The 12,864-nt window shown below is 73.4% G+C and carries 7 protein-coding genes; 2 read left to right on the top strand and 5 right to left on the bottom strand.

Annotated features, from left to right (window positions below):
- Positions 1–49: 49 nt before the first annotated feature.
- On the top strand, positions 50–424 hold the full coding sequence (locus B082_RS0132475; RefSeq protein ID WP_202453469.1) for an EamA family transporter: 375 nt from the start codon (positions 50–52) through the stop codon (positions 422–424).
- A gap of 68 nt (positions 425–492) precedes the next feature.
- Here B082_RS0132475 and B082_RS0132470 read toward each other — a convergent pair whose 3' ends face one another.
- The 5 genes from B082_RS0132470 to B082_RS0132450 all read right to left on the bottom strand — a co-directional run bounded on the left by B082_RS0132470 (position 493) and on the right by B082_RS0132450 (position 10,727).
- A complete protein-coding gene (locus B082_RS0132470; protein ID WP_018555956.1) occupies positions 493–2,667 on the bottom strand; it encodes a bifunctional glycosyltransferase/CDP-glycerol:glycerophosphate glycerophosphotransferase in 2,175 nt (724 codons plus the stop codon).
- Between the two features lie 391 nt (positions 2,668–3,058).
- Positions 3,059–3,982, bottom strand: a complete 924-nt coding sequence (locus tag B082_RS0132465; RefSeq protein ID WP_018555955.1) for a carbohydrate ABC transporter permease — start codon at positions 3,980–3,982, stop codon at positions 3,059–3,061.
- The gene (locus B082_RS0132460; RefSeq protein ID WP_078622711.1) at positions 3,979–5,403 is read right to left on the bottom strand and encodes a carbohydrate ABC transporter permease; all 1,425 of its coding nucleotides are present in this window, start codon (positions 5,401–5,403) and stop codon (positions 3,979–3,981) included. The genes B082_RS0132465 and B082_RS0132460 overlap by 4 nt, the downstream gene beginning before the upstream one ends.
- Positions 5,404–5,407: 4 nt before the next feature.
- Positions 5,408–6,778, bottom strand: a complete 1,371-nt coding sequence (locus B082_RS0132455) for an ABC transporter substrate-binding protein (RefSeq protein WP_199783879.1) — start codon at positions 6,776–6,778, stop codon at positions 5,408–5,410.
- 658 nt (positions 6,779–7,436) lie between these two features.
- The gene (locus B082_RS0132450) at positions 7,437–10,727 is read right to left on the bottom strand and encodes an FHA domain-containing protein (RefSeq protein ID WP_018555952.1); all 3,291 of its coding nucleotides are present in this window, start codon (positions 10,725–10,727) and stop codon (positions 7,437–7,439) included.
- Between the two features lie 408 nt (positions 10,728–11,135).
- Between B082_RS0132450 and B082_RS0132445 the strand changes: the two genes are divergently transcribed.
- A complete protein-coding gene (locus B082_RS0132445) occupies positions 11,136–12,815 on the top strand; it encodes a serine/threonine-protein kinase (RefSeq protein ID WP_018555951.1) in 1,680 nt (559 codons plus the stop codon).
- The last annotated feature ends 49 nt before the right edge of the window (positions 12,816–12,864 follow it).

Below are 12,864 nucleotides of genomic sequence, written 5' to 3'. Positions count from 1 at the left end.
CGCGGTCCCGGCGCCCGAGCCCCCCGCCCCCGCAGTCAGGAGCAAGGCCTTGACCCTCCCCAGTGTGCTGCTGCTCCTGTTCGCCGTGTTCTCGTCGGCGGGCGGCCAGATCATGCTCAAGCACGGGATGAAGGGCGCCGCTGCCGCCGCCGGGCGGGACGGCGGCTCCGTCGCGCTGCGCGCCGCCGGCAGCCCCTGGGTCGTGCTCGGCCTGGTGGTCTTCGCGGTGTCCGCGCTCGCCTGGATGACGACGCTGGCCAAGGTGCCGCTCTCCGTCGCCTACCCCTTCAACGCGCTCGGCTACCTGCTGATCGTGCTCGCCGGGGCGACCGTGCTGCACGAGCGGACCTCGCTGTGGACCTGGGGCGGCTCGCTGCTCGTGGTGGTCGGCCTCGTCACGGTCATGGCCGGTCAACAGGGCTGAGTCCGTACGACGCCGAAGGGCCCGCCACCGGAACGCTCCGGTGGCGGGCCCTTCGGCGTCGTACGGACTCAGACGGTCCCGGCGGCCGGCGGCTCCTCGCCCAGCAGGACGCGGCGCACGACGCGCTCGGAGGCGCGGCCGTCGTCGTACGGGCAGAACCGCTCCTTGAACGCCTTGAGCAGCGCCTCGTTCTCCGGGCTGTCCCAGCTGCCGTCGGTGAAGGCCGCCGCCAGCTCCTCGGTGGTCGTGGCCACGGCGCCCGGCGTCTCGCCCGGCTGCCCGGAGAGCAGGTCGAAGACGACACCGCGCACCGTGCGGTACGTCTCCCAGTCCGGGGCGTGGATGACGATCGGGCGGCCGAGGTGGGCGTAGTCGAACATCACCGACGAGTAGTCCGTGATCAGCGCGTCCGCCGCCAGGCACAGGTCCTCGACGCGCGGGTACGTGGAGACATCGATGACCGACGCGTTCTCGGGCAGGCCCGCCCCGCCGTAGAAGTAGTGGGCGCGCATGAGGACCACGGTGTCGGGGCCCACCTCCGCGCAGAACTTGTCCAGGTCCAGGCGGTTGGTGAAGCCGGACTCGTAGTCGCGGTGGGTCGGCGCGTACAGCAGGGCGCGCTGCCCGGGGCGGATGCCGAGGTCCTCGCGGATCCTGGCGATCTGCTCCTCGGTCGCCGTCGCGAAGACGTCGTTGCGCGGGTAGCCCGTCTCCAGCGCACGCGCGGCGCTCGGGTAGGCGCGGGACCACACCTCGGTGGAGTGCGGGTTGGCGGAGACGCTCCAGTCCCAGCGGTCGACGCGCTTGAGCAGCCGGTCGAAGTTGAGCCCCTGGGCGGCCGCCGGGTAGTTCTGCTGGTCCATGCCCATGATCTTCAGCGGAGTGCCGTGATGGGTCATCACATGGATCTGGCCGGGGCGCTTGACCAGGTGGTCGGGGAAGTTGACGTTGTTGAAGAAGTACGTGGCGCGGGCCAGCACCGACCAGTAGCGACGGGTGCCGGGCACCACGTAGTCGATGCCCTCGGGCACCGAGTCCACCTGGTTCTTCGACACCACCCACACCCCGTGGATGTCCGGGGCCAGTTCCTTCGCCTTGCGGTAGATCGCCTCGGGGTTGCAGCTGACGCCGCGGTTCCAGTAGGCGGCGTACACGGCCAGCTTGGGGTCGAGCGGGAGCTTGCGCTGCGCCGTGTAGTAGCGCTTGGTGAACTGCTTCTTCGCCTTCGCGCGCGCGGTGGTTGGCGCGGAGCGCAGGTTGCGGCGGGTGGCGAGCGCGGTGTCCAGGGCGCCGAGCGCGGCGTACTTCCCGCCGCCCATCAGCTGCGGGCGCAGGCCCTTGGCGCCGCCGGGGAACTTGAAGCCGTCCGGGCGGTGGGCGCCGTGGAACGAGGCGACCGCGCTCACGTACTGGCGGCGGCGCTTGGTCACCCCCGGGTAGGCGGACAGCAGCTCCTGGACCGCGCGGTCGAAGAGGAGGCCGCGCACCGGCTTCAGGGCCGGGCGTGCCTCGACGAAGGTCATCAGCGCGTCGTACGCGTCGACGAGCTCCAGCGGCGTCGAGCCGACCGAGGGCTCGGCGTCGTCCACGAGGCCCGGCAGGTGGCGCTGCGTGCGGTGCTCGACGCAGGCCGTGTCCAGGGTGGCGACGGAAGCGGCGACGGCGACGGCCTCCAGCGCGTACATCCGCTCGCCGTGCGGACCGGGGCCGAAGACCAGGCTCTCGCGCTCGGCGAGGGTGCGGCGCACCGCCCGGTTCCAGGACACCGGGGCGATGTCGAGGAGGTCGTGGCGCTCGGCGAGGGTGAACGGTCCCTCGGGCATCGCGGCCAGCTTCTCCAGCGACCTGGTCGAGCGGGTCTTGCCGCGGAAGGGGCGCTTGCGGTGGCCGAACAGCAGGGCGTCCGGGTCGCCGGTGGCCTCCAGCCGGTCGGCGATGGCCTGGAGCGCGCCGGGCAGGTGGATGTAGTGGCCCTCCAGGAAGAGGAGGTAGTCCCCGGTCGCCCGCTCGGCACCGGCGTTGCGCCGTCCGTGCGCGCCGGCGCCGGGCGCCAGGTGCACGGCCTGTACGCGGCTGTCGCGTGCGGCGAACTCGTCCAGAACCAGGCCGGAGCCGTCCGGAGCACCGTCGTCGACCCCGATGACCTCGATGTCCGTGAACGACTGGGAGAGCACCGACTCCAGGCACTCGCGCAGACTGCCTCGGGCGCGACGGACGGGGATGATGACACTCAGCCGGGGCATACGGACTCTTTCTCGGACTGTGCGTACTGGGGGAGCACACAGCGTACTGGGGGTGTGCTCCGCAGGACGGTCAGGGGGCGGGCAGACGTACGAGGGTCGAAGAGACGGGCGCGTCGGGCCCGGATGAGTGGTCGACCGCGCGGCTGATGAAGGCCCCACTTATCATACTACCCGGGACAGTAAGTGAACCTTGGGCAATTCGGGGCGCACGGGTGGATGCCGGGCGCCCCGGCCCGTGCGCGGGGGCATCAGGGCCGGTCGTCTGGGTCAGACCCCGCGAGCCCGGTCCGACCCGAGCGAAAGGCCCCAACAGTCCGTACGCGGCAGGGCGGGGCGGCCCGTGACTGCCGGACCGCCCCGCCTGCTCGCGTATGCGCGTATGTCCCGCCGGTTATTTGACCGCCCCCGCCATCACGCCCGAGACGAACTGGCGCTGGAAGGCGAAGAAGACGGCGAGCGGGATCACCATCGAGATGAAGGCGCCGGGCGCCAGCACGTCGATGTTGTTGCCGAACTGCCGCACCTGCTGCTGGAGCGCCACCGTGATCGGCGGGGACCCGGAGTCCGCGAAGATCAGCGCGACCAGCATGTCGTTCCAGACCCAGAGGAACTGGAAGATCCCGAGCGAGGCGATGGCCGGCCCGCCCAGCGGCATCACGACCCGGGTGAAGAGGCGGATCTCACCCGCCCCGTCCAGCCGCGCCGCCTCCAGCAGCTCCCGGGGGATCTCCGCGAAGAAGTTGCGCAGCAGGAAGATCGCGAAGGGCAGCCCGAAGGCCGTGTGGAACAGGATCACCCCGAGCGTCGTCTCGAAGATCCCGATCTCGCCGAACAGCTTCGACACGGGGATCAGCGCGACCTGCACCGGGACCACCAGCAACCCCACGACCAGCAGGAACCACCAGTCCCGGCCGGGGAAGTCCATCCAGGCGAACGCGTACCCGGCGAGCGAGCCGATCACCACCACCAGCACCGTGGAGGGCACGGTGATCATGATCGTGCTGAACAGCGAGTGGGTGAACGTCGAATTGTCCAGCAGCCGGGAGTAGTTGTCGAAGGTCAGCTCGGACGGGGCGGTGAAGATCTTCCACCAGCCGGTCGACGCGATCCGTTCCGGGCTGCGCAGCGAGGACAGCAGCAGCCCGATGGTCGGCATCAGCCAGAACAGGCCAACCAGGATCAGGAAGACCCGCATCGCGCCGCCGCCCGCACGCGCCGCGATCCGGGCGGCCCGCGACCGCCGGGCCTTCAGCGTGCCGATGTCCGGGACGCCGTCCGGCCCGCCGGGGGCGGTGGTGGCCGAGGGAGTCGTCATCGGCGCCCCTCCTTCCGTATCCGCCTGATGTTGAAGAGCATCACCGGGATCACCAGCAGCAGCAGGAGTACGGCGATGGCGCTGCCGATCCCCAGGTCCGCGTCCGTGCCGAACGAGGACCGGTACAGCTGGAGCGCCAGCACGTTCGCGTCGTCCTGGGACGAGCCCGGCGCGATGATGAACACCAGGTCGAAGACCTTCAGCACGTTGATCATCAGCGTGACCAGCACCACCGCGAGGACCGGGGCGAGCATCGGCACGGTGATCCGGCGGAACACCTGCCACTCGTTGGCCCCGTCCACCCGGGCCGCTTCGAGGAGTTCACGCGGCAGACCGGCGAGGCCCGCCGCGATCAGCACCATGGCGAAGCCCGCCCACATCCAGACGTAACTCCCGATGATGCCGGGCGTCACGAGGCTCGGGCCGAGCCATTCCACGCCGTTGTACGGCTCCTTGAAGTTGGAAGCCGGGAGCCGGAGTTCGGCGCCGTCCGCGGACGCGGGCAGCGTGAACGTACCGTCGGCGCCCGCCGTGGCCGACGCGACCACCTTGCCGTCCTTGACGGCCTCCACCTTGATGCCCTTGAGCCCCAGCTCCTTGGCGTCGATGACATTGGGTCTGCCCCCGCCGCCCTTGGTGAAGTCCAGCCACGCGGTGCCGGTGATCTCCCCGTCGTTCCCCGGCCCGGGTGCCCTGGCCGGCTTGGCGTCGCCCGGCATCTTCGCCGGAAGCACGCCGACCAGGGGCAGCTGGACCGGCTCTCCCGCCCGTACCGGAGTCTTCGTCACGAAGGCCCCGCCGCCCGCCGCCTTCAGCGGGTGGACGGGCAGCGGATGCGCCTTGGGGAAGCCCGACGACTCGGCGAACGTGTCGTGCACGCCCACCCACACCGCGTTGGCCACCCCGCGCTCCGGCGCCTGGTCGTACACCAGCCGGAAGATGATGCCCGCGGCGAGCATCGAGATCGCCATCGGCATGAAGACGATCAGCTTGAAGGCCGTGCCCCAGCGGATGCGTTCGGTGAGGACCGCGAAGATCAGCCCGAGGGCGGTGGCGACCGTCGGGGCGAACACCACCCAGATCGCGTTGTTCTTGACCGCCGTACGGATGGTGTCGTCCGTGAACAGCGCCTTGTAGTTGTCGATGCCGGCGAAGCCCGTACCCGCCTGGTCGAAGAACGACCGGTAGACGGAGTACACGATCGGGTACACCACGAGCGCCCCGAGCAGCACCAGCGCGGGCAGCAGGAAGACCGCCGCGATCACCGTGCGGGTGCCCGTCACGCTCCGTCCGCTCCGCGCGCCGGGGGAGCCGGACGGGGCGGGCCCGGCCTTTCTGGGGGCGGGTACCGAAGTCCCGCCTGAGGATTGCTTGTCGGCGGGGGGCGCCTCGTCGGCGCCCCCCGCTGCCGCTGTCGTCATGCCGTCAGCTCTTGTACGCCTTGGCCGCCGCCGACTCCAGCGCTGCCTGGGTCCCGGCGATGTCCTTCGGGTTCTTCAGGAAGTCCTGGAGGATCTTCCACTCGCCCTTGCCGGGCGTCCCGCCGAACGACTGCGGAGTCTGGTCGGACATGTCGAACCGGACGGCGTCACCGGCCGCGATCAGCGCCTTGGCCATCGTGCGCTGCACCTCGTTCGGGTACGCGGCCGGGTCCAGGGCCTTGTTCGGCGAGATGAACCCGCCCTGCTCGGCGGCGATCTTCGCGGCCTCGGTGGAGGCCAGCCAGGTCAGCAGCGCCTGGGCGCCCTTGCCGTCCTTCAGCGCGATCGCCGCGTCGCCACCGGTCACCACGGGCGACTCGGCGCCGACCGCGGGGAACGGGAAGACCTTGGCGTCCGTACCGATCTTCGCCTTCGTCTGCCCGATGTTGACGGCGACGAAGTCGGCCTCGTAGACCATGGCGGCCTTGGGCTGGTCGCCCCCGGTGAAGGTCTGGGTGACCGACGTCGGGAACTCGGTCTGGAGCGCGCCGTTGGCGCCGCCCGCGATCAGGGACGGCTTGCCGAAGAGCTGGGCCAGCGAGGTCAGCGCGTCCTTGACGGACGGGTCCGTCCACTTGATCTTGTGCTGGGCCAGCTGGTCGTACTTCTCCGGGCCCGCCTGGGAGAGGTAGACGTTCTCGAACCAGTCGGTGAGCGTCCAGCCGTCCGCGCCGCCGACCGAGACCGGAGTGATGCCCGAAGCGGACACCGTCTCGGCCGTCGCCAGGAATTCCTTCCAGGTCTTCGGCTCGGACGCGCCCGCGTTCTCGAACACCGCGGTGTTGTACCAGACCAGCGACTTGTTGGCGGCCTTGTAGTAGACGCCGTACTGGGTGCCGTCCACCGCGCCGAGGTCCTGCCAGACCTTCGCGTAGTTCTTGCCGAGCTGGGCCTTCGCCTCGTCACCGAGCGGCTTGGCCCACTTCTTCGCCACGGCCTGCTGGATCGCCCCGACCTGCGGGATCACCGCGACGTCCGGCGGCTGCCCGCCCGCGATCTTCGTACCGAGGAAGTTGACGATCGGGTCCTGCGCCGGGACGAACGTCACCTTTGCGCCGGTCCGCTTCTCGAACTCCTTGAGGACCTTGACGAAGTTGGCCTGTTCGGCACCCGTCCAGACCGCGGCGACAGAGAGCTTCTCACCGTCCAGTTTCGGTAGAACGACGCTCGGCGTGGAGTCCTTGCCCGTCGTGGAGCCGCCTTCGTCCGTCTTCTTGTCTCCGCCGTCACCGTCGTCGCTGCAACCGGTGAGGGCCAGTGCGCCGATGGCGGCGAACACCACGGCTGCCCTGCGCATCCGAAGGGTTGTGCCCATTCCTGCCCCGTCTCTCTGTGCGCGTGCGCCGTGACCGGCACCGGTTCGGAAAACCCGCGCTGCCGGTCGTGCGTCACGTCGTCGTGTGGGCACAGTCCTACGCCCGGTGTGCGGGCGCCGCAATACCGTCTTCGGGGCCAACTCCTTGATCGTGATGGGCTCGTGACGTCACCTCAGTGCAGGTATCCGGCCATTGGGGGATGAGGGAGGAGAGGGGCTCCGGCGCCGCTCAGGGGTGGCTCCGGCATGACTCGGGTAGCGCTCGGGTTGCGGCCCGTTCCCAGGGGTCGGCCCGGCCTCCCGTACGGGGTCCGCCGGCGTCCCCCGAGGGGGGGTACAGGGGTGGCGCGGCCCCTCGCGCGGGGTGTAGGGCCTGTCCGTCGGATCTTCGTGGATCGGCTCGCGGTGTCTGGCGCGTGCCGGGCGTCGCGGGCCCGCGACGATCCGCCGGACAGGCCCTGGGCGCCTGCGCCGGGCGTGCGGGACTGCGGCCGCGCGTGCGGGACTACGGGAGGGCGCGCGGGACTGCGGGAGGGCGCGCGGGACCTCGTCCGGCGTGTGGGATTGCGAGAGGGCGTGCGGGATTGCGGGAGGGCGCGCGGGGCTTCGGGGCTTCGGCCGGGCGTGCGGGATCTCGCGGTGGCCGGGCCCGGTTCCGTCAGACGTGCAGGGGGGTGAGCGGTTCCGCGTTGACCGAGCGGGCCGCCCTCTCCAGCGCGCTGGCGAGCAGCGCCAGGTCCGTCGGCCCGTTGCCCAGCTCCCGGACCGGGCGGCGGGTCGGCGGATCGCCCATCCGCTCCCACTCCAGCGGGACGACCGTCGGCCGCAGCGTCGCCGTACGCGGGATGCGGCCCGTCACCCGGCCGCCCTGGAACGGCGTCACCCGCCCGTCCGGATGCCCGAGCCGGCCCCGGCCCGGCGCCGGCTCGTCCGGCGAGGGCGGCACGGCGGGCGGGTCGAGCACGATGCGCAGCCGCGCCCCGCGGGCCAGCTCGGTGTCCTCCGTACGGTCGGGGCGGGCCGAGGTCGCGACCAGGTGGATGCCCAGCCGGCCGCCGTCCCTGGCCACCGCCTCCAGCGCCCGCACGACCGAACCGGCCGCCGGCCGCCCCGGACTGCCGAGCGCCGGGGCTATGAGCGCGTCGAAGTCGTCCACGAGCACCACCAGCCGGGGCAGCGGCGACGGCCCCGGGTCCACGGTCCGGCCGGCGGCCGGGCGCAGCCGCAGGGTGCCGCTCAGCGGCGCCTCGACATCGCCCCGCTGCTCGGACGCGCCGACGGAGCGCGGGCCGGCCACGCGCCGGTCCGCCTCCTGGGCCGGCGCCGACTTCTGTGCCGGAACGGGCGCGGACATCCCTCCCGCCTCGTGCCGGCTGTGCCACTCGGCGAAGTCCAGCCCGCCCAGCAGCTCGGCGCGCCGCTTCACCTCACCGCCCAGCGCCTGCGCGAACTCCCGCATCCTGACCGGGTCGGAGGCCACCAGGTGCGTGAACGCGTGCGGCAGCTCGGTGCAGGGGCGCAGGCTCTCGCCGCGCTCGCCGCCCGCCCCGTCGACCAGCACGATGCCCAGCCGGTCCGGCCGGGCGGCGGCCGCCAGCGACGCGGCGACGGCCCGCAGCAGTTCCGTACGCCCGCTGCCGCCGGGGCCCTCGATGAGCAGGTGCGGCCCCTCGTCGGCGAGATCCACACTCACCGGACCGCGCGGCCCGGCCCCGAGCACGACGACCGGCCGCCCGGCGTAGACGGCGGGGCGGGGGACGGAGGCGCCGGAGGGCGTGCCGGTGCTCGTCCGGGTCCTCGGGGCCGGCTCGGCGGCGCTCGGATACGGGGTGCGGCCGGAGCCGCCCGTGGTGGGGCCCGGATACCGGGAGCGCCCCGAACCGGGGGAGTCCAGCGACTCCGACGACGTCCGCTGGGCGCCCACCCGCGGCGCCGCCGGACGGGCCTCACCGCCCGCTCCGCGCACCGTCGCCCCCGGCTGGTCGTCCGCCGTCGACGCCCAGCGGGCCATCAGGGACGCCGGGGTGGCACGGGCGAGGCCCAGCTCGTCCAGGAGGCGCGTGGACGGCGGGAGCGCCACGGGCGCCTGGCGGCCCGGCAGCGCGGCCGAGCCCTCCGCGCGCAGCGGGGCCAGCGCCCGGCCGAACCGCTGCGCCCAGTGCGCCGACACCGCGTCCACCGCCGCGACCGTGCCGTGCCCCGCCGCGCGCCCGCCCGCCGTGCGCAGCAGCCGCAGCGCCGTCGCCACGTCGCCGCTCAGCATCCCCACCGCCCCGCACTCGCGGAAGGCGATCGAGGCGTGGCACGCCGCCTCGTACGTCGCGGTGACCGGCGAGGTCGGCGTGGCGGCCGGGGTCCGGGCCAGACAGATCAGATGGATGCCCGCCGCCGCACCGGCCGCGGCCAGCCGGGCCGTGTTCTCCCGGAGCACCGCCGAGCCCGGGTCGCCGTCCACGATCACCACGGTGAACGGGCCCTCGTGCCGCGCGGCCGCCTCGGCGACCGTCGCCGGGTCCAGGCTCGCCCAGCCGGGGCCGAGCGGCCCGTCATCCAGCCGCCGCACCAGCTCGGCCGTCCTGGCGAGGGCCTGGTCGCGGTCGTACGCCAGCAGCAGCCTGCAGTCCTGGCCGTGCATCGGCCGCAGATGGGGCAGCCAGCCCAGCCAGGCCCACTCGCGGCGCCGCTCCTCGACGGTGCGCGACCGGTCCGTGCTGATCAGCACGATCTCCAGATCCGTGGGGGAGTGCAGCGCGGCCAGCTGCGCCACGGCGGACCTGGCGAGCCCGGACAGCCGCTCCGGGGGACCGGCGAGCCCCAGCGAACCGGCCTCCCGCAGCCCGACGGTGACCGGCACGGCGGGCAGGTCGGCCCGGTCGGTCGTGCCCAGCCGGACCACCAGCGCCTCCGGGTGCGCGGGGTCGCGCTCCCAGAGCCGGGGGCCCGGCCCGAGGGCGGTCAGCAGGATGGCCGCCGGATCGGGCCAGGTGCCCTCCGGGGCGGTGGGCAGCGAGGTGAACGTGGCATCGGGGGCGGGCGGGGCGGGCGCCTCCGGGGCGCTCGCGGGCGCGGGCTCGGACCTGCCGCCCTTGAACCGGCGGGCCCAGGCGCCTATGCCGCCGCGCCGGGGCATCTCCTGCTCCGGGAAGCGGCCGGGATGCCCGTCCGCCGAGCCCGGCCGGAACCCGGTCCCGTCGTCGGTTTCGGGGCGGTCGTGGCCGGCCGGCCGGCCCTCGGGACCGCTGCCGGGGGCGGCGGGGGCGTCCGGACCGTCGTACGCGGGGTCGGGGACGGGCTCGGCCGGGGCCTTGGCCACCCGCAGGTGGCCCTCACCGTCCGGGGCCGTCCGCAGCGTCGGCGTACGCGCGCCCGACGCGAGTCTGAGCGTCGATTCACCGAGGCGCAGCAGCGCGCCGGGTTTCAGCCGGACCGGGCGGTCGCGGACCTCCGCCCCGTCCAGCGAGGTGCCGTTGGTGGAGCCCAGGTCGGCCACCGTGACCCGGCCGTCGTCCGCGACGGTGACCTCGCAGTGCAGCCGCGACACATCGGGGTCGTCCAGCGGGACGTCGGCCTCGGCGGAGCGGCCGATCCGTATCGTGCCGCCGTGCAGCAGGTGGACCCCGCCCGCGTCCGGTCCGGCGATCACCCGCAGCTGGGCGGGGACGGGGTCGTCCGCCGTCTCGCCCTCGCCGGGCGCCTGGAGCGAGAGCACCGCCCCGTCCACCAGGGGCGGTTCACCGAGGGCGCACCGCTGCGCGTCCAGCCGCTCCCGTCCGGCGAAGAGCACCACGGCGCCGCTGCCGAGGGACCCGTCGGGACCGGCGACGGCCATCGCCAGGCCGGACGCGACGGCGGCCAGCGCCGTCCCCGCGGGGGCGGTGACCAGCACATCGCAGGCGCGCGCCGGGGTCTGGCCGCTGGGCGGCGCGAGGACGGTCAGCCGGATCTGCATCGCCGTCAGCGGTCCCTTCTGCGCGTGGTGCCCGGCAGGGGGAACGCCCTGTGATTCCCCCCACCCGGCACGGACGCGTCGTCCGGTACAGGTTCGTCACGCACCGCGGGGCTCCCGACCCACAGTCGTGCTGGAGGCATCCTCGCACCTGCCACTGACAACACGCCCGGCGGTGACCAGTAAGTGATCTTGAAAGGTCTGCTGTGGCCCCAAAAGTGCCGCATGACCGGTTCTCCCGGCCCGGCCCGTACCCCGCCCGGCAACCTTCCCGTCCGCGCGGACGTCTTCCTCCGCGATCGGGGGCACAGGCGCGGCACTAGAGTGGGCCGGAAACTCCGGACGGACATCCGGGGACCGCGAGCACCGACGAGAACCATCGACCACCACGACCAGCAGGGAGCGCATGACGTGCGGCCGGTAGGCAGCAAGTACCTGCTTGAGGAGCCGCTCGGACGCGGCGCCACGGGCACCGTCTGGCGTGCCCGCCAGCGCGAGGAGGCGGGCGCCGAGGCGGCCGTGACCGGCCGGCCCGGCGAGACCGTGGCGATCAAGGTCCTCAAGGAGGAGCTGGCCAACGACGCGGACGTCGTGATGCGGTTCCTGCGGGAGCGCTCCGTCCTGTTGCGGCTGACCCACCCCAACATCGTGCGCACCCGCGACCTCGTCGTCGAGGGCGACCTCCTCGCCCTCGTGATGGACCTGGTCGACGGCCCCGACCTGCACCGCTACCTCCGCGACAACGGGCCGCTCACCCCGGTCGCCGCCTCCCTGCTCACCGCGCAGATCGCCGACGCGCTCGCCGCCAGCCACGCGGACGGCGTCGTCCACCGCGACCTGAAGCCCGCCAACGTGCTGCTGGCCGACCCCGACGGCGAGATGCACCCGATGCTCACCGACTTCGGCATCGCGCGCCTCGCCGACTCCCCGGGCCTGACCAGGACCCACGAGTTCGTCGGCACCCCGGCGTACGTGGCGCCGGAGTCGGCCGAGGGCCGCCCGCAGACCTCCGCCGTCGACATCTACGGCGCCGGCATCCTGCTGTACGAGCTGCTCACCGGCCGCCCGCCGTTCGCCGGCGGCACCGCGCTCGAAGTCCTGCAACGGCACCTCAGCGAGGAGCCCCGCCGCCCCAGCACCGTCCCGGCACCGCTGTGGACGGTCGTCGAGCGCTGCCTGAGCAAGGACCCGGACCGCAGGCCGAGCGCCGAGAGCCTGGCCCGCGGCCTGCGTACGGTCGCCGCCGGCATCGGGGTCCACGCGAACGCCGCGCAGATCGCGGCCGCCGACGGCGTCGGGGCCCTCCTCGCGCCCGACCCGGCGCCCACCGCGGTCCCGGAGGTCCCCGGAGCCGCCGACCCGACACAGGTGCTGCCGAGCAACGCGGGCTCGTACGACCCGGGCGCGCCCACCAGCGTGCTGCCGCACAGCGGCGGTCCCGGCGCCGGTTCCCAGGCCGACCCGACCGCCGTGCTGCCGCCCGTGCCGCCGAACGACGGCGTCCCGCCCTCCGACGAGCCGCACCCCTGGCAGTCCCAGCTCCAGGCCGCCCGCGACCGCAACGAGCAGACGCAGGTCCAGTACCTCGACCCGAGCCAGGACCCGCTGCGCCGCCGCCCGCAGCGCCAGCAGCCGCCGCAGCAGCCGCAGCGCCGCCAGCAGCAGTACCCCCAGCAACAGCAGCAGCCGCAGCAGTACCCCCAGCGCCGGCAGCAGCAGTACCAGCCGCAGCAACAACAACAGCAGCAGTACAGGCCCCAGCCCCAGCAGCAGTACCAGCCGCAGCAACAGCAGTACCAGCCGCAGCCGCAGCAACAGCCGTACGCGCCGCCGCAGCAGCCGGCGCAGCCCCAGCAGCGCCCGCCCCGCGAGCCGAGGCAGCGCAGCGCCAACCCGATGAAGATCCCCGGGCTCGGCTGCCTCAAGGGCTGCCTGTTCACGCTCGTCCTGCTCGTCGTGGCGAGCTGGCTGATCTGGGAACTCACCCCGCTCAAGGACTGGATCGGCGAGGGCCAGAGCTACTGGCACGCGATCACCGACGCCGTCTCCACGGTGAAGGACTGGATCTCCGACCTGGGCGGCCAAGCCTGACCGCGCCGCCACCGGCCGGCCGGAGAACCCCGGCCGGCCGCACAACTCT

This window comes from Streptomyces sp. ATexAB-D23 (assembly GCF_000373645.1).
GTDB classification, from domain to species: Bacteria; Actinomycetota; Actinomycetes; order Streptomycetales; family Streptomycetaceae; genus Streptomyces; species Streptomyces castrisilvae.
This window is presented reverse-complemented; position numbering and strand designations above follow the sequence as displayed.

Coding starts and splice junctions, on each gene's coding strand:
- B082_RS0132470 (WP_018555956.1), bottom strand. CDS start 2,667: ATGCCCCGGCTGAGTGTCATCATCCCCGTCCGTCGCGCCCGAGGCAGT.
- B082_RS0132465 (WP_018555955.1), bottom strand. CDS start 3,982: ATGACGACTCCCTCGGCCACCACCGCCCCCGGCGGGCCGGACGGCGTC.
- B082_RS0132460 (WP_078622711.1), bottom strand. CDS start 5,403: ATGACGACAGCGGCAGCGGGGGGCGCCGACGAGGCGCCCCCCGCCGAC.
- B082_RS0132455 (WP_199783879.1), bottom strand. CDS start 6,778: ATGGGCACAACCCTTCGGATGCGCAGGGCAGCCGTGGTGTTCGCCGCC.
- B082_RS0132450 (WP_018555952.1), bottom strand. CDS start 10,727: ATGCAGATCCGGCTGACCGTCCTCGCGCCGCCCAGCGGCCAGACCCCG.